Annotated in this window: 27 protein-coding genes and 1 tRNA gene; 15 read left to right on the top strand and 13 right to left on the bottom strand. The window is 29.1% G+C overall.

Going from position 1 to position 24706, the window contains the following annotated elements:
• From rplE to rplO, 7 genes are read left to right on the top strand one after another with little or no spacing between them, the layout of a single operon-like run.
• Entirely contained in the window at positions 1–546 is a 546-nt protein-coding gene (gene rplE / locus GOQ20_RS01715) for a 50S ribosomal protein L5 (RefSeq protein WP_167845151.1), read from the top strand.
• Positions 546–731 carry a type Z 30S ribosomal protein S14 gene (locus GOQ20_RS01720; protein ID WP_129620428.1) on the top strand — a complete coding sequence of 62 codons (186 nt, stop codon included), beginning with the start codon at positions 546–548 and terminating at the stop codon, positions 729–731. The genes rplE and GOQ20_RS01720 overlap by 1 nt, the downstream gene beginning before the upstream one ends.
• Positions 732–733: 2 nt before the next feature.
• A complete protein-coding gene (gene rpsH / locus GOQ20_RS01725; RefSeq protein ID WP_167845152.1) occupies positions 734–1129 on the top strand; it encodes a 30S ribosomal protein S8 in 396 nt (131 codons plus the stop codon).
• An 8-nt stretch (positions 1130–1137) separates the two neighbouring features.
• A complete protein-coding gene (rplF, locus tag GOQ20_RS01730) occupies positions 1138–1677 on the top strand; it encodes a 50S ribosomal protein L6 (RefSeq protein WP_129620430.1) in 540 nt (179 codons plus the stop codon).
• Between the two features lie 21 nt (positions 1678–1698).
• On the top strand, positions 1699–2049 hold the full coding sequence (gene rplR, locus GOQ20_RS01735; protein ID WP_129620431.1) for a 50S ribosomal protein L18: 351 nt from the start codon (positions 1699–1701) through the stop codon (positions 2047–2049).
• Positions 2049–2690 (top strand): 30S ribosomal protein S5, encoded by a 642-nt coding sequence (rpsE, locus tag GOQ20_RS01740; RefSeq protein ID WP_167845153.1) that lies wholly within the window; start codon positions 2049–2051, stop codon positions 2688–2690. Before rplR ends, rpsE begins: the two co-directional genes overlap by 1 nt.
• A gap of 2 nt (positions 2691–2692) precedes the next feature.
• A complete protein-coding gene (gene rplO, locus GOQ20_RS01745; protein WP_220096534.1) occupies positions 2693–3133 on the top strand; it encodes a 50S ribosomal protein L15 in 441 nt (146 codons plus the stop codon).
• A gap of 41 nt (positions 3134–3174) precedes the next feature.
• On the opposite strand, the gene pip is transcribed toward rplO, so the two are convergent.
• The 3 genes from pip to GOQ20_RS01760 all read right to left on the bottom strand — a co-directional run bounded on the left by pip (position 3175) and on the right by GOQ20_RS01760 (position 6525).
• Positions 3175–4119: a prolyl aminopeptidase gene (pip, locus tag GOQ20_RS01750; RefSeq protein WP_167845154.1), complete on the bottom strand. Its 945-nt coding sequence runs from the start codon at positions 4117–4119 to the stop codon at positions 3175–3177.
• Positions 4112–5158 (bottom strand): M24 family metallopeptidase, encoded by a 1047-nt coding sequence (locus GOQ20_RS01755; protein ID WP_167845155.1) that lies wholly within the window; start codon positions 5156–5158, stop codon positions 4112–4114. The genes pip and GOQ20_RS01755 overlap by 8 nt, the downstream gene beginning before the upstream one ends.
• Positions 5159–5274: 116 nt before the next feature.
• Positions 5275–6525 carry a hypothetical protein gene (locus tag GOQ20_RS01760; protein ID WP_167845156.1) on the bottom strand — a complete coding sequence of 417 codons (1251 nt, stop codon included), beginning with the start codon at positions 6523–6525 and terminating at the stop codon, positions 5275–5277.
• A 449-nt stretch (positions 6526–6974) separates the two neighbouring features.
• Between GOQ20_RS01760 and GOQ20_RS01765 the strand changes: the two genes are divergently transcribed.
• The 4 genes from GOQ20_RS01765 to rpmG all read left to right on the top strand — a co-directional run bounded on the left by GOQ20_RS01765 (position 6975) and on the right by rpmG (position 10106).
• Positions 6975–7919: a LacI family DNA-binding transcriptional regulator gene (locus tag GOQ20_RS01765; protein WP_167845157.1), complete on the top strand. Its 945-nt coding sequence runs from the start codon at positions 6975–6977 to the stop codon at positions 7917–7919.
• Positions 7920–7980: 61 nt separating this feature from the next.
• Positions 7981–9057 (top strand): potassium channel family protein, encoded by a 1077-nt coding sequence (locus GOQ20_RS01770; protein ID WP_167845158.1) that lies wholly within the window; start codon positions 7981–7983, stop codon positions 9055–9057.
• Positions 9050–9877, top strand: coding sequence for a deoxyribonuclease IV (locus GOQ20_RS01775; protein ID WP_167845159.1), 828 nt, complete (start codon positions 9050–9052; stop codon positions 9875–9877). Before GOQ20_RS01770 ends, GOQ20_RS01775 begins: the two co-directional genes overlap by 8 nt.
• A 76-nt stretch (positions 9878–9953) precedes the next feature.
• Positions 9954–10106: a 50S ribosomal protein L33 gene (rpmG, locus tag GOQ20_RS01780; RefSeq protein WP_129620440.1), complete on the top strand. Its 153-nt coding sequence runs from the start codon at positions 9954–9956 to the stop codon at positions 10104–10106.
• A gap of 68 nt (positions 10107–10174) precedes the next feature.
• Here the strand turns inward: rpmG and GOQ20_RS01785 are convergent, their stop codons facing one another.
• Positions 10175–10591, bottom strand: a complete 417-nt coding sequence (locus GOQ20_RS01785; protein WP_167845160.1) for a helix-turn-helix domain-containing protein — start codon at positions 10589–10591, stop codon at positions 10175–10177.
• Between the two features lie 460 nt (positions 10592–11051).
• On the opposite strand from GOQ20_RS01785, the gene GOQ20_RS01790 reads away from it, so the two are divergent.
• Positions 11052–11125, top strand: a tRNA-Gly gene (locus GOQ20_RS01790).
• Between the two features lie 88 nt (positions 11126–11213).
• Here GOQ20_RS01790 and rbfA read toward each other — a convergent pair.
• Together rbfA and GOQ20_RS01800 are read right to left on the bottom strand one after the other, a co-directional pair.
• A complete protein-coding gene (gene rbfA / locus GOQ20_RS01795) occupies positions 11214–11552 on the bottom strand; it encodes a 30S ribosome-binding factor RbfA (RefSeq protein ID WP_167845161.1) in 339 nt (112 codons plus the stop codon).
• A gap of 62 nt (positions 11553–11614) precedes the next feature.
• On the bottom strand, positions 11615–12802 hold the full coding sequence (locus GOQ20_RS01800) for a phosphopentomutase (protein ID WP_167845162.1): 1188 nt from the start codon (positions 12800–12802) through the stop codon (positions 11615–11617).
• A 148-nt stretch (positions 12803–12950) separates the two neighbouring features.
• Here GOQ20_RS01800 and GOQ20_RS01805 point away from each other — a divergent pair, with 148 nt between their 5' ends.
• Together GOQ20_RS01805 and GOQ20_RS01810 are read left to right on the top strand one after the other, a co-directional pair.
• The gene (locus tag GOQ20_RS01805; protein ID WP_167845163.1) at positions 12951–13547 is read left to right on the top strand and encodes an FMN-dependent NADH-azoreductase; all 597 of its coding nucleotides are present in this window, start codon (positions 12951–12953) and stop codon (positions 13545–13547) included.
• A 2-nt stretch (positions 13548–13549) separates the two neighbouring features.
• Positions 13550–14146: an NAD(P)H-dependent oxidoreductase gene (locus tag GOQ20_RS01810; protein WP_167845164.1), complete on the top strand. Its 597-nt coding sequence runs from the start codon at positions 13550–13552 to the stop codon at positions 14144–14146.
• Between the two features lie 981 nt (positions 14147–15127).
• On the opposite strand, the gene GOQ20_RS01815 is transcribed toward GOQ20_RS01810, so the two are convergent.
• The 7 genes from GOQ20_RS01815 to GOQ20_RS01845 form a co-directional block, all read right to left on the bottom strand.
• A complete protein-coding gene (locus GOQ20_RS01815) occupies positions 15128–16267 on the bottom strand; it encodes a low temperature requirement protein A (RefSeq protein WP_167845165.1) in 1140 nt (379 codons plus the stop codon).
• Positions 16268–16455: 188 nt separating this feature from the next.
• Positions 16456–17721, bottom strand: a complete 1266-nt coding sequence (obgE, locus tag GOQ20_RS01820; RefSeq protein WP_167845166.1) for a GTPase ObgE — start codon at positions 17719–17721, stop codon at positions 16456–16458.
• A 78-nt stretch (positions 17722–17799) separates the two neighbouring features.
• Complete coding sequence (gene secDF, locus GOQ20_RS01825) at positions 17800–20403, bottom strand: protein translocase subunit SecDF (RefSeq protein ID WP_167845167.1); 2604 nt, start codon at positions 20401–20403, stop codon at positions 17800–17802.
• 62 nt (positions 20404–20465) lie between these two features.
• Positions 20466–21419 (bottom strand): Holliday junction branch migration DNA helicase RuvB, encoded by a 954-nt coding sequence (gene ruvB / locus GOQ20_RS01830; protein WP_167845168.1) that lies wholly within the window; start codon positions 21417–21419, stop codon positions 20466–20468.
• A complete protein-coding gene (gene ruvA, locus GOQ20_RS01835; protein ID WP_167845169.1) occupies positions 21394–21996 on the bottom strand; it encodes a Holliday junction branch migration protein RuvA in 603 nt (200 codons plus the stop codon). Before ruvA ends, ruvB begins: the two co-directional genes overlap by 26 nt.
• A 104-nt stretch (positions 21997–22100) precedes the next feature.
• Entirely contained in the window at positions 22101–22304 is a 204-nt protein-coding gene (rpmF, locus tag GOQ20_RS01840; protein ID WP_167845170.1) for a 50S ribosomal protein L32, read from the bottom strand.
• Between the two features lie 130 nt (positions 22305–22434).
• The gene (locus GOQ20_RS01845) at positions 22435–23640 is read right to left on the bottom strand and encodes an MnuA family membrane nuclease (RefSeq protein WP_167845171.1); all 1206 of its coding nucleotides are present in this window, start codon (positions 23638–23640) and stop codon (positions 22435–22437) included.
• Positions 23641–23690: 50 nt separating this feature from the next.
• Between GOQ20_RS01845 and GOQ20_RS01850 the strand changes: the two genes are divergently transcribed.
• Positions 23691–24614: a nucleotidyltransferase gene (locus GOQ20_RS01850; RefSeq protein ID WP_167845172.1), complete on the top strand. Its 924-nt coding sequence runs from the start codon at positions 23691–23693 to the stop codon at positions 24612–24614.
• Positions 24615–24706 lie beyond the last annotated feature (92 nt).

Here is a 24706-nt window from a genome sequence, read left to right on the forward strand (position 1 = left end):
ATGTTAAAACAAGTTTATTTAGAAAAAGCAGTTCCTGCTCTTAAAGAAAAATACAATTATTCTTCATCAATGCAAGTGCCAAGAATTGAAAAAGTAGTAATCAACATGACAGCTGGTAAAGAAGTTTCAAACTCAAAAGCTATTGAAGAAGTTCTTAACGAACTTACATTAATCTCAGGACAAAAACCATATCAAACAGTTGCTAAAAAATCAAACGCTTCATGAAAACTTCGTGAAGGAATGCCAATGGGTGGAAAAGTTACACTTAGAAGAGACAGAATGTGAGAATTCTTAGACAAATTAATTAATGTTGCTATGCCTCGTATTCGTGACTTCCGTGGAGCAAACCCTAAAGCATTTGACGGAAGAGGAAATTACTCATTAGGAATTAAAGAGCAAATTATCTTCCCAGAAATTGAATTTGATAAAATTCGTCGTATCAAAGGACTTGATGTTATCATCGTAACAACAGCAAAATCAAATGATGAAGCAAAAACACTTCTTGAAAACATAGGAATTCCATTTGAAGGAAAGGGAATTAAATAATGGCTAGAAAAGCATTAATCGAAAAAGCTAAACGTCACCCTAAATTCTCTACACGTGCATATACACGTTGTGAATTATGTGGACGTCCACATGCAGTTTTAAGAAAATATAAAGTATGCCGTATTTGTTTTAGAAACCTTGCACACGAAGGTAAAATTCCAGGCATTAAGAAAGCGAGCTGATAATTATGTTTATTACAGACCCTATTTCAGATTTAATCGTTCGTATTAAAAACGCGAACATGAGAAAACACAAAACTGTAGAAATTCCTTACTCAGGGAAAAAAGAAGCTATTGTTAAACTTATTCAAGAAGAAGGATACATTTCATCATACGAAGTTACAGGTGAAAAAACAGAGAAAAAACTTGTTGTGTCATTAAAATTCAAAGGTAATCAAGCTGCTATTAAAGATTTCAAAAGAGTTTCAAAACCAGGAATTAGAGTTTACTACAAATCAACAGAAATTCCTTCAGTACTTTCAGGATACGGTACAGTAATTATGTCTACATCAAAAGGTCTTATGACTGGAAAACAAGCTAAGAAAGAAAATGTTGGTGGTGAAGCTATCGCCATCATTTGATAGGTAACAGTATGTCACGTGTTGGAAATCGTGTTTTAACAATTCCTGCTGGAACAACTGTTACAGTAGACGGACAAAAAGTTACAGTATCAGGAAAATTAGGAACTCTTGAAAGAATTTTTAGCGACAAAATTACAGTTAATGTAGAAAACGGACAAGTTACAACTACTCGTGCAAACGAAGAAAAACACACAAAACAATTACACGGAACAACAAATGCTCATATTGCGAATATGATCAAAGGTGTTTCAGAAGGTTTCAAAATTGAACTTGACATTAAAGGGGTTGGATACAAAGCAACTCTTGCAGGTAATGTTTTAGAAATTGCTGCTGGATACTCACATACAGTAAAATTACAAGTACCAAGTGATGTTACAGTTAAAGTTGCAAAACCAACAGAAGTATCTGTAGAAGGTATTGACAAACAAAGTGTTGGACAATTTGCATCAATCGTTCGTGCTGTAAGAAAACCTAATGTCTACTCAGGTAAAGGTATTTCTTATAGAGGAGAAAAAATTAGACGTAAAGAAGGGAAAACAGCTTCTAAATAATTTAGAGCTTAGGTATTACATATGGCAAACTTATCAAGAAACGCTGCTAGAAAAGTTAAACACGTTCGTTTACGTCAAAACATTTTTGGTACAGCAACAAAACCTCGTTTAAGTGTGTTTAAATCACACCAAAACTTCTATGCTCAACTTATCGATGATACAAAAGGTGTTACACTTGCTAGTGTATCAACATTAAAAGATTCAAAATACAGCGGAAACATCGCTGCTGCTAAAGAACTTGGACTTGCTATGGGTGACAAAATTGTTGCTCTTGGAGTTAAAGAAATCGTATTTGACCGTTCAGGTTACTTATACCACGGTAGAGTTAAAGCATTTGCAGATTCAGTAAGAGAAAAAGGAGTTAAGTTCTAATGGAAAACCAAAAAGAAACAAAAGTTGCTGCTGGAACACAAGAAGTTACAGCTAAAAAACAACCAAGAAATTCTTTTGCTAAAGATTCAAACAAAGAGACAAAACCTCGTTCAAATCGTTCAGAATTTTCAAGAAAACCTCGTAAACCAAGATCAGAACAAGCAGTGTCAGAATACTCAGAAAAAGTTATCGATATCGCTCGTGTTACAAAAGTTGTTAAAGGTGGAAGAAGATTTAGTTTCTCAGCATTTGTTGTTGTTGGGAACAAAAAAGGTAGCGTTGGATATGGACATGGTAAGGCAAATGAAGTTCCAGATGCAATTAAAAAAGCTATCAAAGATGCACAAAACAACTTAGTTGAAGTCCCAGTTTTAAATGGAACAGTGCCACACGAAACAAGAGCAAAATTCTTATCATCAAAAGTTATGCTTAAACCTGCACCTAAAGGGAAAGGGCTTATTGCTTCTGGAACAGTGCGTGCGGTTGTAGAACTTGCAGGATACTCAGATATCGTTACAAAAACATACGGTTCACGTTCAAAAGCTAATACAGTTAAGGCTGCTGTTAAAGCTTTACAAGAACTTAGAACACCTGAACAAATTGCTTTTATTAGAGACAAAGATGTAAAGGACTTAATATAATTATGGCTATTAAATTACATTCACTTAAATTCACAGAAGGTTCAAGACCAGAAAAACACCGTAAAGGTCGTGGACACGCTGCTGGAAAAGGAAAACAAGCTGGTAAAGGGCAATCAGGACAAAACAAACGTAAAGGACACAGACTTGGATTCGAAGGGGGTCAAACACCATGATTCCGTCGTATTGGTAAACGTGGATTCACAAACGTAAATCACGTTGAATATCAAGTAGTTAACCTTTCAGATATTCAAGAAAGATTTAATGATAACGATGTTGTTTCAGTTGAAACATTAAAAGCAAAAAACTTAGCAAAAAGAAACTTACCTGTTAAATTACTTGCAAATGGAGAATTAACTAAAAAAGTTACAGTTTCACTTCACAAAGTAAGTGCAGCCGCAAAAGAAGCAGTAGAAAAAGCTGGTGGATCAGTTAACGAATTATAATTATCAAAATTCAAATTAAACCAATTAAAAAACAAAGCTAACTAACTAGCTTTGTTTTTTAATTGCTCTAAAATATCTTCAAGGGCTTGTAAGTTGGCTGAATCTAAAAGCGAATGCCCTGCCATGTGATTGTAATAAGTTTTGACATTATCCAACTTTTGCTCTAATAAATAAGCCCCAATTAAACGGGTATCGATGTCAAAATGCCCGTGAATAATGTAAGTTGGAATATGCTTAAATTTATCTGCATTTTCTAAAATGTAGTTATCACTTGGCATAAATGATTTATTGTAAAAATAATGGCTTTCTAAAAGAGCTAAATCATAAGCTTCCTGCTCATATTCTTTTTTAAATTCACGCTCTCTAACACTAACAAGAGAAAATTCTCATTTATAAAAAATAGCAGCAAACTTCTTTCTATATTCAAGATCAAGATTTTTATTTGTTAAAGCTTTATAATACTTAGCAATGTTTGTTCTTCCTTTTAAATTAACTACTGCATTTTTAAATACTTCATATTCTTTAGGGAAGAATCAATTAGCACCTTTTCCTTCATAAAGAAAATCCACATCTTCTTGACGGGCTAAAAAAACACCTCTAAGTATCATTGTAGCAACATTTTGTGGATATTTAATAGCATACATTAAAGTCAGTGTTGTTCCTCAGCTGCCACCAAAGATTGTTAATTTATCAAGCTTTAAATATTTTCTTAAAGCTTCGATATCTTCAACTAATTGTTGTGTGTTATTATTTTTTAACTCTAAATGCGGTGTGCTTTTTCCACACCCTCTTTGATCAAAAAATATGTATTTAAAGAATTTAACATCTACAAATTTTGTTAGTGCGGTGTGTGATCCACCGCCTGGGCCACCGTGGACTACTAAAATAGGAAAACCTTTTGGATTACCATATGTGGCATACCACATTTTGGTTTTTGAATCAAGCTCCAAATAGTTTTCCTTAAATTTTACGTTTTTATTATTCATTTGGACGAGTTAAAACTCTATGTCCATTTTCAGTAACAAGAACATCATCTTCAATTCTTGCACCACCAAGTCCTTCGATGTAAATACCAGGTTCAACAGTAATAACCATTCCAGGTTCTAAAACAAAATTAGAAGTTGCACCAACATTTGGATATTCATGTACATCAATTCCTAATCCATGACCTGTTGAGTGAACAAAGTATTTTCCATACCCTTTTTCCGCAATGTAATCACGGCAAATTTTGTCAATTTCACTTGTTTTAATACCAGGACGAACTGCTTTTCTACCAGCTGCAGCTGCCTCTTTTACAATATTAAGAATTTCGGCCATTTTAGGATCTTTAGCATTTTCTTCTCCGCCTAAAATAATTGTTCTTGTAATATCAGCTGTATATCCGTTATATTCACCACCAAAGTCTACTTTTAATAAAGTGTTGTTTTCAATAACTTTATCAGTTGGATGATGGTGTGGTTCAGCACTATTTGCACCTGTTGCAATAATTTCTGTAAACCCTTCTTTTTGACACCCGTTAAGTTTTAATTGGTAATTTAAATAAGCTGCTGCTTCTTTTTCAGTTACACCAGGTTTTAATCACTCCATAAGTTTGTCATAAGCTTTTAATGAGATATTAATAGCTTTTTGAAGTGTTTCAATTTCTTTTTCATCTTTCACAATTCTAAGCTCTTGCGCATCTACTCAATGAATTTGTACATCTTTACCTGTGTAGTATAAAATGCGATCTTGCACTTGTTTTACTAAATAGTTATTGTCAAGAGCTATTTTCCTAAATCCTTTTTTAGCAAATCATTCCTTTGTAGAATTGCCTTGCATTAACACAATATCAACGTTTTTAGCGTGATTTTGTGCGTATTCGATATATCTTCCGTCTACGAATAATGTAGCTTTATCTTTTTCAATAACAATTAAACCATCTGAGGTTTGAACACCAGCAAATCATAATCTAGTTTGTGGAGCTTCAGAAATATAAGCATCTACACCATGCTCTGTAAAAAGCTTGTCTAATCTTGAACGATTCATTTTTCCTCTTTTCTAATATCATTAATTTAATAATATTATACATAATATTATTAAAAGCCTTTTTAAGGGCAAGAAAAAACGTAAGACCAAATAGTCTTACGCAAACTAACTGAGTTTTATTTTTCTTCTTTTTTCTTATTTAAGAATTTAGCAAGCAATAAAATTAACATTAATAATGTACCTGCTAAGCAAGCTGAAAGGATAGCAACTAAAATATTTCTATTTCTGTGTTCTGCATCTAATTTTTCTTTTAATGTATCTTTTTCTTTTGAAAGTGATGCATTTTTAGATTCTGAAGTAGCTAATTTTCCTTTTGATTCTTTAGCTCCAGCAAGATCATTTTTAAGGCTTTCAATTTCTTGTTTTTGAAGATGTAAAATCCTTCTAATTCCGTCTTTAGTATCTTCGTTATCAGCGATTCTTTCTTTTGAACCCATACCTTCTAATATTTTGTTAATTTCAGTTTTTAAATCAGTTCCTTTTGTTTCAAGCGCAACAACTTTATCTTTAGATGCTTTAAGATCGTTTATTAATTTTTCTTTTTCAGCATCTAATTCTTGAGCCTTAGTGTTAACTTTTGTTAACTCTTCTTTAGTTTCTTTTAATTCATCATTTGCATCTACTCATTTACTTGAGAAATCCACAGAAAGATTTTGTAAGTAAGCTGATGTAAAAGTGTAGTTACCTGGCTCATCTTCACTTTCTACAAACAAGTCAAAAATTTCTGAATCAGTTGCACCTCTTTTTTTTCTTTCAGCTTTTAATTCTTCAATATATTGCTCTTTTTTAGCTCTTTCTTCTTTTTGTTGAGTTTCTGTTTGTTTTAAAGATTCAAGTAATTTTTCGTATATTTCTTGTGTTTTGCGTCTTTCTAATTGTTGTTCTTCTGTTAAAGTTTCACCTTCTGTTGGTACAACTTTATATTTATCAACAACAGATGCTAAAGCTTTTGCTTTATCTAATTCTTTTTGTGCATCTGAATAAATATTAATTGCAAAGATAAAAGTTTGAACAAGTCATTCTACTGCATTTTTTTTCGTATATGCTTGAGCAGCAGATAATTTTTTATATTCTTTTGCAACTTTATCAAAAGAGGTTTTAGCATATTCCATTTTCTGTTTTTGAAATTCAATGTATTTTGAATTTAATTCCACATTGTGATCAGATTGGAATTTTGTAAAAACTGGAGTTAATTGCGATTCAACAAGTCTATCAAAAATTGTTTTAGTTTGATCTATTGTCTTTTTCATACCTGCAATCATTGCATTTTCTTCAGCTACTGGTGCAGCTGCTGAAATTGCCGTTGCAGCAACTGGTGCGAATCCTGTAGCTGATAATATGCCTAAAAATAATGTCCTTTTAAACATTTTTCCTTCTTTCATACTTTTTTATGTTTTACAACAAATACAACAAAAACTTGTATTTATTAAATTTAAAATATGATTACCTTTTTCAAAAATAAAGTGTTTTTATTGTATCCATATAATTAAATTATAAAACTATACAAATAATCTTGAAGTTTTTTTTAATTTATATGTAAATATATTAATTTCACATAATAAATTTTAAATTTTTTGTTTTTTAACTCTAAAAAATGGTTTAATTTTTTGCAGCTATATTTCAGTACTAAAAATGTTTTTTCTTAAAATAAAAAAATATTTCGATTTTTTCAACTTAATTTTATAAATTTGTAAAAAATAATAAAAGTTGATTTTAATTTCTAATCTAGTTCAAATATCGCTAAGAAGTTGAATTTTTTAAAAAATAATGAAACTTAAAATATGGAAATTTTCCATAATTTGTTAAAATTCATTTTATGAAAAAACAAATTTCTTATAAAGATATATCAGAGATGGCGGGTGTATCAATATCAACTATTAGTAGATATTACAATAATGGATACGTATCAAAGAAAACGAAAGAAAAAATTGAATCAGTAGTAAAACAACATAGATATTACCCAAATCACGGTGCTAGAATGATTAGAGGTAAAGATCACTCTGTTTTTGTTATTATGCCTGAATGAGAACAAAATGTCTCATTAGCAATTACTAGCGGTATTGTGCAAGCATGTAAGAAAAACGGAAGAAGAGTAAATACAACTTACACAGGTGTTTCAACAGAAGAATATATTGAAACAATTAGATATATTCTTTCATGAAGACCTACTTCTATTGTTGTTTTTGTGGCTAATTATGATATTAAATTATTTGATTTTCTAAAAGACATTGATGATGTTTCAATTGTTGTATTTGGACACGAAGTGCCAGGGCTTAATTGAATCAAAGTAGATGAGAAAAAAGGTTTTGAAGAAGTTACTCTCAAATTCATTAGAGAAGTGCAAGATAAATCAAAAATCTTATTCCTTGCTGATAAGAAAATCAATTCACAGCAAATGCAAGAACGTTATGAAGGGTTTGTAAAAAGCTGTGAAGCTTCAAATGTTGAATACATTAGAAAAGAAGTTAATACAAAAGACGGGAATGATCTTAACTCAATTATTCGTTTCATTAGAGCTGAGGGAATATCTAATGTAGTGTGTTCAAGCCATGAAATTTACATTGTACTTGCAAACTTAGCTGGAAATAGCTTAAGATTAACTGATATTGGTTATAAATCAATTTACGATTACATCAAGCATTACAAAGCTAAAGTGTTTATTGATTACCCACTTATTGGTGTGGAAATTGAAAAGATGATTCTTTTAAACAATGTTGACGGAATTACCCAAGAAAAGAAAATTAAAGCTAGAATAATTTAAAAATGCTAATTAGTAGCATTTTTATTATTTATATTATTAAAATTATGTAAGAAAGTAAAAAATGAAATTAACAAAGTTTTTAAAAAAATATTTTAATTTAGAAATTCTATCTGACATTGTTTGATCTAATCCAGAAATTAACGAAAAATATGACAAAATCAAAAACGAAGTTAGATTTGCTAAATTGAGTTATGCTTGTTTAATTGTTTTTGTATGTTCAATTTCGTTTGCATCTTTATTTAACTTAAATAGTTTAGGATCATTTGGAAAAAGTTTAGTGTTTATTGGACAAATCTTATCATTTTTCGTATTTTCCTTTGATTATTTTGCGCACCTAATCACATATCGTTTTAAAGTGACTAGCCCATTAAAAATTAAGTACTCACTTTTATTTTTCCCAATTAGTTTTATTGGAATCTTGCTTCTTCTTTGTGTGTTCAGTTCAGTGCATGCTCTATCCTTAATTGGTGTTAATATGGATGGAAAAGGATTCTTTGGAGTCCTAAAAGGGCTTAACATTTTAAAGATTTTTAGAATCTTTTTAGTGTTTAAACTTATTGCTCCATTTAGAATCATTATTAACGTATTTGAAAAACAAAGAAAACTCCTTACTTACATTTTTCTTTTTATTATCATTTTAATTATCCTTTTTGGACTTATTATTTGAAATAATGAACTTGAGTATGTAAATCAATTACGTGAGAATTTCTTAGATGATAATGTAAAATCACAAAATAACACAATCTTTATTTTTGCAAATAAAGAATTTGCTAATAAAGAAGCTGCAATTGAAGCAGCTAAAAACTCTGCTGATTATCAAGCAATTGGATCTGGATATATTGATAATTTTATAGATGCTATTTACTTTTCAACAATTACTTTAACAACTATTGGTTATGGAGATTTTTCACCACATGCACCAATTTCAAAAGCATTAGTAAGTGTTATGGCTCTTTTAGGAGTAGCTATTATTGCAATTCCTTCCGGGATCATCGCTGGTTCTTTCTTAACAGATATCCAAAGTCATTTACAAAACAAAAAACCAAGCAAACTTTTTGGTAGAAAAAGTAAAGAAGAGCCCAAAGAAGAAAATAAAGAAACTAAAATAAAAGAAAAGGAAGAACAAAAAAATGATTAAATTAGGAAGCCACGTTTCATTTAAAAAACCTGATTATCTTCACGGTGCAGCTGCTGAAAGTTATTCAAATAAAGCTAATACAATGATGATTTATTTAGGGGCTCCACAAACATCAAAAAGAGTGGATACTTCAGAATATCAGTTAGATAAATATGAAGAACTTTTTGAAAAGCATATTGCAAAAGAAGATATTATTGTGCACGCACCTTATATTGTTAACCCAGCTAATCCTGAAAAAACTACCTTTGCATGTAATTTCTTAATTGAAGAAATTCAAAGAATGAACTATATTGGTGCTAAATATTTAGTATTACACCCAGGAGCATATACAGTATTTTCACCTCAAGAAGGTCTTGATACTCTAATTGAAAACCTTCAATATATCTTAGAAAATACTAAAGATGTTGTTATTTGTATCGAAACAATGAGCGGTAAAGGGACTGAAATTGGTATTGACTTTGAGCAAATGAGATATGTTTTAGACTGAATTAATAATGATAGAGTTCAAATTTGTTTAGATACTTGTCATGTTTGAGATGCTGGATATGACATTAAAAATTATGAGAAATTTAAACAAGAATTGATTGAATGAGATTTACTTAAACACATCAAAGTTATCCATTTAAATGATTCAAAAAATGACAAAGGATCTCAAAAAGATCGCCACGAAAATATTGGTAAAGGAAAAATCGGACTTGAGACATTAAAAGCAATTGTGCATGATAAAGATTTTGAGAATATTCCAATTATTTTAGAAACACCATGAAGCGATTTTGGACCAATTTATAAAGAAGAAATCGAATTATTACTTAAAAAATAGTGTTTATATAAAAAGTAGTTTTATAGTATAATATACATACAATTTATAACGTTATAAAATACATAAAGGAGCAATTATGGCTAGAGAAGGATTCACATTAGCATGTACAGAATGCAAAATGGAAAATTACATTTCTAAAAAGAACAAAAAAAATCACCCAGAAAAATTAGAAACTAAAAAATATTGTTCAAAATGTAATGCTCACCAACTTCACAAAGAGAAAAAATAATAAATTTACATAGCATTTGCTATGTTTTTTTATACAAAAAATCGGATGCTCCCGATTTTTCTTCTCCCCTATTTTTGTTTTTTGCTATTGCAAAAACTAGATAGCCCTAGTGTTTTAAATCTTCTGAAAAGTTGAACATAACTAATATCAATCTTATCTTGAAGATAATCACGATAATATTGTTTTAATGGCACACATTTAAAGTTATTTTGTGTGTTACAAAAGTTTTGATATTCAATAAATATTTCATTTAATTCTTCCGATGAGTGTTTAGAAGCATTTGTGTTCTTTCTGTTTTTGTGAAGCACTAAAATCTCTTCCCCTTTTTCGATTTTAAGTCTTCATTTACGCACAGATTCAGGCGATACGCCGAGTTTTTTAGCGATTTTCACGTTTGATCAATCTTTGTGTTCTTCTAAAAATCTAAGCCTTTTCGTGAGTTTACGCTCATATTCTGTACTTTTACGTTTTAATAGTTTGATCATAAACTTATTTCCTTTTTTATTTTTTTATAATTATAACTACAAAAAAACATTATAGAACATTTTAACTTTAATTTTTGAAAAATTTCCACACAAAAAAGTAAGAAAATAGTTTTATTTATCTAATTTTTAGAAAATTTTAACTATATTTACTGATTATAGGTTCAAAAGTATAAATTTTCTTGCTGATTTTCTCTAGAAAATTATAAAAATACTATAAAAATCAGATTTTTTACAACTTTTATCTTTTTAAACTTGACTTATTATGTCAATTCTGTTATATTTCACGGATTAATTATTGTAAAAATCAATTTTAAATGTAATGTTATATTTTTTTATTCGCATTCTCTGCCTTTGTGCTATAATAATATAGCTTGTTAGCAAGAAATATATAAAATTAAAATTTTCAAAAAAATATTTTGAGAGTTTAAAATAATATGCTATAATAATTAGGCAAACAAATGCGAGTATAGTTTAATGGCAGAACTTCAGCCTTCCAAGCTGACTATGAGGGTTCGATTCCCTTTACTCGCTCCATTTCATTTTTATGACCAAAAAGAACCTAATGGTTCTTTTTTTATTTTCGCAAATAAAAATAACATAAAAAAATACCTTAAAGAAGGTATTAGTTTTCTGAGTTAAGTTTTCTTAAAATTTCATCAATTTTAAATCCATTAGCACTAACATCATCAATTTTGAAGACAATTTGAGGAACTTTTCTTCAATCTAATCTTTTAGCAAGAATACTTCTTACATAACCAGCTGCGTTGTTTAATGCTTCGATCCCTTTATTTTGATTACCAGAAAGGTTAACAAAAACTTTAAGGTGTGAAAGGTCAGATGAAAGAACTACATCCATTACAATAGGATCCACAACGTTTGCGTTTTTGATTCCATTTGCTAAAATATCAGCTACAATTTGATGAGCTTGCGATTCTTTTCTTTTTAAGTTAATTTCATTCATATATTAATTATAACAATATAAAAGAAAACTCTCTAAGTTTTTTAACTTAGAGAGAATGAGAACTAAACTAATTTATCGAAAATATCATCACCAGTTTCGGTTACAATTTCTGCACCAAAGTTTCTAGCAACAATATTTCCAAGAGTTCCTAAACCATTGAAGTTTTCAAGTGTTTTAGGTTTTTTAAATGATTTAGAATAAATTGTAGCTGGTAAGAATTCACGTGTATGATTAAATCCAGGATAAGCAGGATCATTTCCGTGGTCACTTGTCATAATTAATAAATCATCTTCTCTTAACACATTAATTAATTTAGCTAATTTGATATCTAAATCAGCAATGTTTTGAGCAAATCCGTGTACATTTCTTCTGTGTCCGTAGTGTGAATCAAATTGCACTAAGTTTGTAAAGATAAATTTGTTTTCTGTATCTTCTTGAGCAAGTTCAATTGTGATATCCATACCTTTAGCATCACTACCACTTGGAATGTGTCTTGAAATTCCTTGTCCTACGAAAATGTCATTGATTTTACCTACAGAAATAACTTCAACACCTTGTTTTTGAAGTTCGTTTAAAATCATTTCTTTTGGTTTATTTGCATAATCATGACGGTTGAATGTTCTAGTGTAATTTCCTTCTTCACCCACATATGGACGAGCGATAATTCTACCTACGTTTCATTCGGGTCTACTTGAACAAATTTCTCTTGCCGCTTTAGCATATTTGTATAAATTATCTAAACCTGTTCATTCTTCGTGAGCACAAATTTGGAGCACAGAGTCCATTGAAGTATAAACAATAATTGATCCATTGTTTTTTTCTTCATGAGCAAGCTCGTTAATAATATCTGTACCAGAAGCTGCTTTATTACCAACAATTTTACGCCCATCAAATGCTTTTTCTAATTCAGCAATTAATTCTTTTGGGAATCCATCTTCAAAGAAGGTAGGGAAAGGAACAAGGGTTTTAATCCCCATCATTTCTCAGTGTCCTGCAAGTGTATCTTTAGCATTTGACACCTCTTGAACTTTAGCCATGTAAGCTAATTGATTTTTTGTATGATAATTACCATTTAAATTTGTGATGTTACCAATACCTAATTTTTTTCAAGTATCAATTTTGAATTCATCTGCAAATGAAGCAGATCTAATTGTATTAGCACCAGCATCACCAAATGCTTTTTGATCGCGATCAGGTCCAATTCCTAAACCATCTGTAACAATCATAAAAACACGTTTAAATTTAGCCATTTTGACTCCTTAAATATATTGAATATATAAAAATTATATATATTATTAATTTTAAACTTTTTTATTTCAATTAATTTAAATATTTTTGACTTTATTTGTGTAAAATGTAATATAAATATTGCAAAAAGATTAAAAAAGGAGCTAAAAAATGGCAAAAATTTTATTTTTTGATGGAAACTTAATTAATAACGAAAATTCATTTTCTAAACATGCAACAAACTTTGTTTATGATGAATATGTAAAAAATAATCCTAATGATGAAGTGTTACGTTTTGATTTGAACGAAACACACTCAAAAGTATTTTTAAACAAAAATAATATGACTACTTATTGACAAGAAGTCGAATCTGATAAGTGAATCGATTTATTAAAAAGCGCAGATAAAGTAGTAATTTCTTGTTCAATGACAAACTTTGGGCCAACTGTAGTTGTGAAAAACTTTATTGATTCAATCGCTGTTGCAAATAAAACTTTTAGTTATAAATATTCTAAAAAAGGTGAAGCAATTGGTCTTTTAAATAACTTAAAAGTACTTATTATTGCTTCACAAGGAGCGCCAAGAGATTGATATCCTTGAGGTAGTCATATTGAATGATTAAAAGGAACTTGAAATTTCTTGGGAGCTAATAAAGTGGAAACAATCGAAATAGCAGGCACAAAAGTTGAGCCAATTTCAAAAACGACACCTGCAGAATACTTAAAATCAAGAGAAGCAGAATTACAAGAATTAGTTAAAAACTTTTAATAATGAGTAAAAAATTATTATTTATTGATGGTTCTTTTTTCAAAGATGAAAAAAGATCTTTTTCAAAAGCTTTATTAAATCGCTTAGCAAATCACTTTGAAAGACATAGTGATTTTCAGGTTTCAAAAGTAGATTTAAATGAAATTGAGCACTATAAAAGTGTGTTACACGAAAACAACTTAGATTCTTATTATAATCATCCAGATGTTCAAAACTTTTTAAATCAAATTAACAATCATGATCAAATAATTATATCTTCAGCCATTATAAATTGTAGTTTAAGCCCAATTTTAAGGAACTTTCTAGACTCCGTTGCTATTCCAGGGAAAACTTTTACATACAAAAAAGATCAAAAGCCAGAATATGATTTTTCACAAAAGAAAGTGCATTTAATCATTGAATCAGGTGGAGAAAACGATCCGCGTGATCTAACTAGCCCGCTTTATTACTTTAGAAATGTGATGATTTTATTAGGATTCCAAAATTTTGCTTGCACAATAATTGAAAATACAGATGTAGATCCAGAGATGAAAAAAATGGGTTCAATTGCTTATAGTGAAAAAATTTTAGATGAGGTAGTTGCTGAAATTGCACAATAAAATTATAAAAATGACTTAGATTTTGAAACACTCTTATATTTAGTAGTTAAAAGAGTGTTTCAAAATTTTTTTAATTTATAGGTTATTATTTGGAAAAAAAGATTTTTTAAAAAAAGAAATAATTGGGGCAAAGGTTATATTAATTGTAGAATATTAATATATGGAAGGAGCCTAAAATATTTTTCTTTGAACTAACAACTAAATGAGCAACTTTTTGATACTCAAAATAAAGTGAATTATAACTTATAAAGTTGCGCATTTAAATATCTAAAAAAAGAGTGGAGATTATATGATTCTTACCGAAGCAATTTTTTATCCTGTATCCAAAAATAGGAATGTAAATGCATTTTTTGCCTCTTTACAGACTATACTAGTTATAAATTCGTTATATTTTTTCTGTTTAATTTCGTATTATTCTGGCAATGACAGTGTGAATTTAGCAGAAAAATATTCTGTTTTACTTTAGCATGCATAAACCCATTTTTAGTTATTTGTTCTTGAATTTGCAAATTTTTCTATAGAAGAAAGTATGAAAATGATGAATTAAATGATACTAGACAATTTATAGATAATTTCTATTGAATTATTGCTTTATTATTTGTGATAGCAGTGTTCGGGATTTCTATTTTTGCAGCCTATGTGAGTTGATCGACAATATTAGATTCGATTCATGAAAGAGAACGCCAAAGCAGCCAAAGCCCTCTTTATTCATTATTGTTTACATTAATTATGTTTTATACTTTATTAATGGCTTATTTCATTGTCTGATTATGACTTTATTTTAATATATGCCTTAGAAATAAAGTTCGTGCAAAAGAAGGAAAAGAACCTTTAAATGGAATCACTAAATGTTGATTTGATTGACTTAAAGACTAACATTTTCGATTATTATAAATAATATTCACAAAAACACCGCTTCCTAATTAAATGGGAAACGGTGTTTTGTATATCGTAATTTGTTTATTTTATTAATGCTCTTGATTAATTTGTTTTTGAGTATCTTTTTTTGGAATAAATGAAAGCATAAAGTTGAATTACCATTATTACAGCAAAAGAACTAGTTAAACAGAAATGGTAAAATAGGTAGCCAATATTGATAAATCCTATTCCGAAAATAAAACCAAGAATTCAAAGTGTGCTTCCAATGTAAATTAAATTAAAACGATATTTTGGTTTTCCAAAAAGATAAAGAATGACAAATAAGCAAAGTACATAAATAATTAAAGCTATATAACAAATAACTCAAATTAAAGTGGATGAAAGTTGATTATGAATGCTAAATTCAAAATCTAAACTTAAAAGACTAAGAGCTATAAATATTAAATAGTGAATAAAGAATAACCAATAAACTCTTTTATTGCCTTTGTGATGATCAATCATATTGTCAAAAAACAATGTGTAATATAAAAATAAAGAACCGCAAAATAAAATAGCCAAAATCCCTTTTCAATCTAGGTGTTCAAAATAGTGTGATAAAACAATAAGCATTTCACCAAAGAAAATGATTGTAAGAAGATTTAATCTTTCAATTGCATGTGGTGAATTAATTGGTTTTTCCTTAACAATAAAACGAATGAAGTGAGGCACAAGTCAAGTGATAATTAAAATCACAATTGCAGGATAAATACCTATTGAGTAGCTTAGTTGTGAAATTGAAACTATTGCAATCCCAATTACAGAGAAAAATGAAATGTGAATATAAAATGCTTTCCGATATTCGCAAACTTCTTTGTTTGCAAATAAAAAGTAAATAAACTGCGCTACAAAACTAAATACTATAAAACTAAATGCTAAATTAAACCTGGTAAAACTTTCTTCTCAATTATTATTAATTGAATAAGAAATATACATAATAATAGCCATATCGATTAGCATAAATAGTTTTTCAACAAAGGTATCCCTACCATACCGATTGATAAAAATGGTTTTAGTAACCCAAACGTTGATTAAACTGATAAGCACTAAGCCAAATTTTAAAAAATCTTGAAAAACTATTTTACTATGGTCATCATGTTCAAAAATATTTACAAACCGCGAAATAGCTAAAACAAAAACTAAATCATAAAATAATTCAGCAAGCGAAACTTTTTTAACAAAATTTATTACCGCTTGTTTCATCATAATTTATTCCTTTCCCCTAATATTTTTATTTTTAAATTTTATATTTTTTCACTTATCTAAAAAGCTATTTACAATCATTTTAATATATAGGGATATTATTACAAAAAATGACGAATTACTCTATGTATTAGGGTTATTCGTCATTTTGAATTATTTAAGTGTCAAACCAATAAACTATTTGCCTAAAATTATTGTTCATCTTCTCACTCGAATTGGAATCCATAAATTGAAATAGTATCGCCCTTAGTTACTCCTTGACGTACAAGTTCTTCTCATACACCGATTTTCTTTAAAATGTTGTTAAAGCGAACAAGGTTATCATAAGTGTTAATTGGAATTTTGTGGTAAAGCTCTTCAACTTTTTTACCACTAACTTCGAAGTATCCTTTGTAAGGGTTTTTTACTACATAATCAGGCTCAAAAGTAATTTCTTTTACTTCATTTTCACTATTATCAATTGGATCGTAATCTGTATGAAGAATCATTTCTCATAAACCTTTTTTCACAAGGTTGAGGTTTTCTTTATTAATTGCTGAAATAGGGATTACAACAAGATCTGGGTATTTTTCTTTGAATGATTTCATATGTGTTTCAAAAGAAGGAAGATCTGATTTATTTGCAACAATTAATTGTTTTTTCTTTTCAAGTTTTAAATTATAACTATGTAATTCTTGGTTGATTGTTTCATAATCTTCAATTGGATTTTTTTCTTCTAAACCAAAGTCAATAATATGAGCAATAACACGACAACGTTCAATATGTTTTAAGAACTGAATACCAAGCCCTTTACCTAAAGCAGCACCTTTGATAAGCCCTGGTAAGTCAGCAACGGTGAATGAATTTTCGTATCATTGAACCATTCCGAGTTGAGGCACCAAAGTGGTAAATTCATATTCAGCGACTTTTGCTTTAGCATTAGAAATAGCATTTAAAAAGGTACTTTTACCTGCACTTGGTTTACCAACAAGACCAACATCTGAAAGAATTTTAAGCACAATTTCTGCTTCATATTTTTCACCAGGCATTCCATTTTCGGTAGTTCTAGGTGCAGTATTTTTAGCGGTTTTGAATTTAGTGTTTCCTCTACCACCTTTTCCACCTTTAGCTACTAAATATGGTTTGTCAGGTTCAATAACATCAGCAACAAGTTGTTTACCTTTGTATACTAAAGTTCCAATCGGAACTTTAACATATGTGTGTTTCCCATTAGCCCCGTATAAGTTTTTTGGACCACCTTTTACACCATCTTCAGCTACTATGTGTTTATTTTTGTAAAAGCTTAAAAGGGTATTTTTACCAAGGTCACCAACGAAGTAAATATTACCTCCGTTACCACCATCTCCACCATCAGGTCCACCTTTATCAACGTGAGCTTCACGACGGAATGACATCATTCCATCTCCACCTTTTCCTGCTTGTAAAAAAATCTTAATTTCATCTATAAAACGCGCCATATTACTCCTTTTTAAAATGTAATTTAAATTATACAAAATTCCCATGAAAGTAAAGAAAAAAGCTAGCTTGGCACTAGCTTAATATTTGAAATCATTAATTCCTTTAAATGTTTGCTCTTCAGGTTTGTTGATATTTCAATAACCAGTTTGAATTCTCTTTTGAATTCTTCTTTGTCTGAATAATTCTAATTTGCTTCATACTCATGAACAAATGAAAATCGATGAATATACCCCAATTAAAATACCAAAAAGCATAACTATGTTAAAGGTAAAGTTGGTTGCGTTTTTAAATGCAAGCAAGGTAGCTACTGCAAAAAGAGTTGTTCCTGATGTAAATAAACTTCTTTTTAAAGTATCTGCAATACTTGAATTAATTATGTCTTTAATATCTTTTTTATCTAAAATTTTGTTTGCATATTTGTTTTGGATTTTTTCTCTAATTCTATCGAATGTTACAACTGTATCGTTGATACTTAAACCGAGAATTGACAGCACAGCAGCAACAATAATTGTTGATACTTGTAATCTTGTAATAACAACAAAAGCAATTACCATTAAAAAGTCGTGTAATAAACCAATAATTGCAGCAATTGAGTAAGTTCAATTCATTCTTACAAGAATGTAAATAACAATACCGATAAAGCTAATTCCTGTAGCGATAAACGCATTAAGCACTAATTTATTAGCTTCAGCTGCAGATACAAGGTAGTTAGTTACGATTAAATCAGAATTATAATCATTAATTAAGTTTTTGATTTTATCTGCACTATTTGTAAGATCTTGTGATGTTTTAATTGATAAAACATAATTTAATGAATTTGAATCAGCGCTTTGAATTGAAATAACGTTTTCTGGATTTAGTAAATTTAAATCGCTTGCATTTTTAACAAGTAAAGATTTTAATTCATTTGCTTGATCAAGCGTAAATTCTTGACCTTTAGCAACATCAGCATTTACTAAGAAGTTAATTCCACCGCTAAATTCGATTGAACGGTTAATTCCTGCACTAAATTCTTGTCCTTGGACTGCGAAAATAGTAAAGACAATTGAACCAGCGATAATAAATATTAATGAAAGAAGAGCGAATCATTTAGCATTTTTAAGATAATTTGACTTGTTAACCAAAATACCTAATTTTGAAGTGTGTTTAATATATCTTTTTCTAATTCCTAAAAGGTATAAACGATCATTGAATGCACCGGTGCCGACAAGCATAGTAGCTAAGAAACGGGTAAAGACAAGCATAACTAATAACGTAAATAGGATAGATAAAATAAGAGTTATACTAAATCCTCTAACATCTTTTGTTCCTAAGAAGAACAAGATAAAACCGACAATGATGGTTGTGATGTTAGCATCCATAATTGACGAAATAGACATTTTGTTTGAATTTTTAAAGGCTTTATTTAGTGTATCACCACTATAAACTTCTTTCTTAAGCCTTTCAAACGTTATTACGTTTGCATCAACACTAATTCCAATTCCGATAATTAAAGCAGCAATTGTAGCTGGTGAATATTCACCTCTAAGCACTGTGAACATTAAAAGTGTTAAGAAAATATATAAAGCTATACTGATTGTGCTTAATGCGCCTAAAAGACCATAGTTTATAATCATGAAAAGAGAAATTACAGAGAAAATAACAATACCAGCAATAATTGCATAATCAAATGCTGTGTTATTTAAGTTTGCATTTACATACACACTTGATAATAACTCTAAATCATAACTACTTAAACCAAAGTTAATTTTATTAGCTAATTTTTGAGCTTGAGCAGCTGTGAAATTACCATTAATAATAACTTCTTTTGAGTTAATTGGTGAATTTACAGAAGCTGAACTAATTAAGAAAAGTTCATTAATAGCAATAACATTTTCTTTTATAGCATTAGCTCTATATTGTTTTCTTCCATCAATTTCATATTCTTGATATGGTTTTTCATTAACGTGAATAAAGTTTCATAAGTTGTGATTTGCATTGTCTCATTCAACTGGAAACTCTGTTTTAGCAATATTTATAAGTTTTTCAATATCAAGTCACATTAACACTAAGTTTTGACCTGTTAATTGTTTATCTTGTTGTGATAAGTATTGGGTAGCTCTTGTTCATTCAGCTACTGCATCATTATCGCTTAATGTAATTTGAACTGATTCTTTACCGTTTTGATTTGTGTACTTAGCACCATTTTGTTGAAATGGAGGAACTCAATTAATTGGTTCACCATTTTCTAATGAACCCTCTTCAGTGAATTTACCATTGTAAAAAAGAGGTTTCATATTAATGTCAGTAATGGTTAAAAGTGGTTTTTCAACAATTTCAGATTCGAATTCTTTTCTTTCTGCATCTGAAATTTCACCACTTTTTGTAATTCTAATTTTTCCATCACCTTCAGTTGAAACAGATATACCATTTAAACCTGTACCACCTGTAAGACGATTAAATAATGAAGTATTAACTTGTTCAGTTAAAGTTTTATCAGCATTTTGATTAGTTTTACTATCTTTAATTTGAACACGAACTTCAATACCACCACCATAATCTATTGATTTATTAACGTTTTTGCTAACAAAAAAAACACTACCAAAAGTGATAGCTAAAAAAGTAGAAATAATAGTGATTGCACTGATTAATCATCTTTTTCAATTTGTAAGTGCAAAGAATTTTTTTATTCTTTCTATCATATTATTAAATATTACCATATTTTGAGCTTTTAATTAGTATTAAATATTACTCAAAAGAAGAGTTATTTATGCAATTTTTGTCTAATTAAATAATCAATACCTTTGCTTGTAATTCTTCTCCCTCTAGAATTTTTTTCAATTAGCTTCAAATAAAGCAAAATAGGTTCGATTTCGTTTATTATGTTCTCTTTTGAGTTAAGTAAAAGCCCGCAAAGTGTATCTAATGATACACATTTTTCTTCAAATCCATCTTTTAAAATGCTCATATATTCAATGTGATCTTTTGTGAGTCCAAATTCATATAAATCCAAATTCTTAAAGGTTTTCATAATAATTCTTTTATCAATTTCTTTTTGCTCTTGTGAAATTGAAAAATCGTTAATTCTTTTCAATAAATGATTGGCAAGTCTAGGTGTAGATCTTGAATATTCAGCAATTAAGCGGATAAGGTTTTCTTGAATTTCGATTTTGAGTGCATTTGAAGATTTTTGGATAATCTCCATCATATTTTCAAGTGTATATGATGAAAGTCTACATAAATAACCAAAGCGATCTTTAAAAGGCTGGACAATTTCATTTAATTTAGTCGTAGCACCAATTAAAGTAAACGGTTTAAGCTTCATTCTCATTGCTTTGCTATTACCTTCTGCACCTATAATTAAGTCAAAAACGAAATCTTCCATTGCTGAATAAAGAAATTCAACAACTCCTTTATTGATGCTATGAATCTCATCAATAAAGACAATATCATTTTCTTTAAGTATTGATAAAATACTGATTAAATCAGACTTTTTCTCTATGTTCGAACCTTGCACATAGTGAATGTTGTTATCTGATTCATTGGCGATAATAGTAGCAAGAGTAGTTTTTCCCATCCCTGGCATTCCATAAAAAAGAATATGATCAATTGGTTTATTTTGAACTTTCGCACTTTTAATCATTACTTGTAGTGTCTTTTTAATTTTGTCTTGACCAATAAATTCCTTAAAATTAAGCGGCCTTAGATCCAAGTTCATTTTGACCCTTAGTTGCTATTATTTTAATGCTATCTTCAACCATTTGGTCAATATTTGTTTTTGCTTTTAAGTTCTCTAAAGCATATTCAATTTGTTTTTTCTTAAATCCTAATGTTTCAAGCGTTTTTGAAACTTCAGAGATGTTATTTAAATCTTCCTTAGTTTTCTTAGAAATATTAGAAGTAATTTTTGCTCATTTTCTTTGTAATTCATTGCAAATATTTTTTGCAACTTTTTCTGAAACGAAGTTAATGCTAGCAAGATCGCTTCATTTATCTTCAGCAATTCATGAAGCTACTAATTCTCATCCTTTATCCAGAATTGCCATAGCTATTTTTGGACCCACTTTGTCAATTGCAATTAAATCAACAAAAAGAAGTCTTTCTTTAAAGTCTTTAAATCCGTATGTATTACATAAATAATCAGTTCTGTAATCATATAAATATAACTTAATTTTTTGTCCTACATTATAGCGAGATTCATTTGCTACATTAACAATGTGCCCTTCCCCTTTATTTTCTAATATTAAGTTATTAAAGTTTTTATATACAATTTCTCCAATTTTATAAAGTATCATTTTTTGCCTCCATCTTTAACATATAAAAATTGGAGAATTTGCTTAAAAAAGTACAAAAAATGAACAAAACCGTCGTTTTGTTCACATTAATGCATTTTATATTATTATTTAGCAATACGGTCTTGGTTTGAAACAAAACCAGCAACTTTTTGTCCTTTATAGAATCCACATTCTCTACATACAACGTGTTGTTCTTTCATCATTGTACAGTTTGGGCAAGCTACAAGGTTAGGCATTGTTAATGCACTGTGAGAATTTCTCTTGTGTTTACGTTGTTTAGAAGTCTTACGTTTAGGAACAATAGCCATTTTCACCTCCTTTAAAAATTTTCATGAAAATTTGTTTTCTCTATTATACTCAATATTTTTTAAACACTAAGTTTTTTAGTTAATAAAGATTGCTTTTTAATTTTATCAAATATCAAAAAATAACAAAAATTTATTTTTTATACACAACAGTCATTGTTATAGGAGCATGGTCGCTTATTTTTTTCACTATATTAAAATCTGAGTCAGATCCATCTGGATTTTCTTTTTTAAATAACTGACGGTATTTTAAACGATCATATTTTTCTGAATATTTATTGAACATATTGACAATATCGTATTTGAAAAGCTCTTTATATTCTTGTGAAGTATTTTCATTTGCATCAATTACATCAAGTTTTTCACCTTCTATAAAAAGAAACTTGTCATATGGGTTTGCATAAGGGTTTGAACTGCTTGATCCTAAACTAGTTTCGTAAATTTCTAAATCAACGGAATTGTAGTAAGTTTGGTATTTATTAATATCTTCAAAGTGTTGAAAAATAGTGTTATTATTAGGTTTAATATTTGTATCACCACCAAAAATAATAGTAGTTTTAGGATCAACATATTTTTTAACAAACTCAAATACTTGTTCAAGCCCGAAAGCTTCTGATACTTCTTGACTTCCTTGTCCTGATTTACTAATATTTACTCCTTGATAACTATCTGGTAGTTTTACATCACTTTCACCATTTTTAGAATTACTATCTGGTGAATCAAAGTGTGCAAAAATAGTAGCAACTTTTGCACCATTAACTTTATTTTCAAAGTAGTTTATCATTGGAAATCTTGTATAAGTTGTATTTCTGTCTGCACCAACAAATTTGATAGGTTGCTTAAATGACATTTGGTTTTGAGCTAAACCATTGAAATTAATTGGTTGAAAAACGTTTTGGTCATAAAGAACAGCAATTTGTTCTTTTGAGTTTTCAAAAGTCGGATTAATAGCATCATTTTCGTTTTGAATAATTGAAGCGTAATTATGCTTATTTTGAAGTTTATTTAACCCTTCAACAATGTTCGCGACTTTATTCCCTGCTCCGTGATTAATTTCAGTTAAGCCAATAATTGAAGAATCTAAATTAGCAAGAATTTCAGTGATTCCTGTTACTTTTAATGAACCTTTATTTGAATTTTTACCACCATAATTAAGGATGTTTCAATGAGTAACGTTAAACCCTTCTTTATTTAATGAAATGTTTTTATTTGTAGTGGTTTGCTCTGTTTTGAAAAATTTATCATAAACAAAATATCCACCAATTGCAATAGCAGCAATTGCTACTGAAGCAACCGAAGAAATTACTGGTGCTTTTTTACTTCTTTTCTTTTTCATCATTCCCCTTTTCTTTGTTTTCTAATAATACTAAATTTAGTATTATTTAATATATGTTTTTAAGAGAAAAAAGGCCACATGTGGGTATAGTTGTAGAATATAATCCCTTTCACAATGGCCACATTTATCAAATTGAGCAAATTAAAAAAATGTTTCCAAATTGCAAAATAACTGTTGCAATGAGCTATAAATATTCTCAAAGAGGTGAGATAATCATAGCTCCTTGAAGAGTAAGAAAAAAGTATGCTAAAAAATATGGTGTAGATAAATTTGTCAAGCTTCATACCGATATTTCAGCTCAAGCTGCCCATATTTTTGCATCCGAAGCTGTCTTAAAATTAGCTAAAAAAGGTATCAATTACTTAGTTTTTGGTTCTGAAACAAACGATGTGAATTTATTTTTAAAAATTGCTAATTTAATCAAAAATAACTTAGATCAATACAACCTTCTTATTAAAAAATATCTAAAACAAAAAGGTAATTCGTTTCCTAGAGCAACCAATTTAGCTTTAAGCGAGCTTTCAGGAAGTAATATCACAATGCCTAATGACATTTTAGGCCTTGAATATGTCAAAACCATTGTTAATCACAATTTGGATATCATTCCAATTTCAATTTTAAGAACAATTGATTTTCATTCTGAAGAGACAAATAATCAATTTGCTTCAGCGTCAAAAATTCGTTCAATGCTTGTGAGTGGCGAAGATATTTCTCCTTTTACTCCTATACCTAGGGAGAAAATGACTTCTAAAAATATTAGTGACACTTACAAAAAGTTTCAAAAAATTGTTATTAATACTCAAAAAGAAAAGCTCGCGAAAATGAAGATGATCTCTGAGGGGGTGGAAAATTTATTTAAGAAAAACATTCATTTAGAAACTTATGAAGAGTTTGTAGAAGCTTGCGTTTCTAAGCGCTATACTCGTAGTAGAATTAAGCGAGCTTATCTCTTTGTTTTGCTTAAAAAATATAAATAATCGCATAAAACCGAAAACTCAAGTTTTCGGTTTTTTAATGTGGAATATATTACATATGTACAATTCAAAATAATTTGAAAATACTTTTTTAA

The organism is Mycoplasmopsis gallinacea, from assembly GCF_012220205.1.
Classification (GTDB): Bacteria; Bacillota_I; Bacilli_A; order Mycoplasmatales; family Metamycoplasmataceae; genus Mycoplasmopsis; species Mycoplasmopsis gallinacea_A.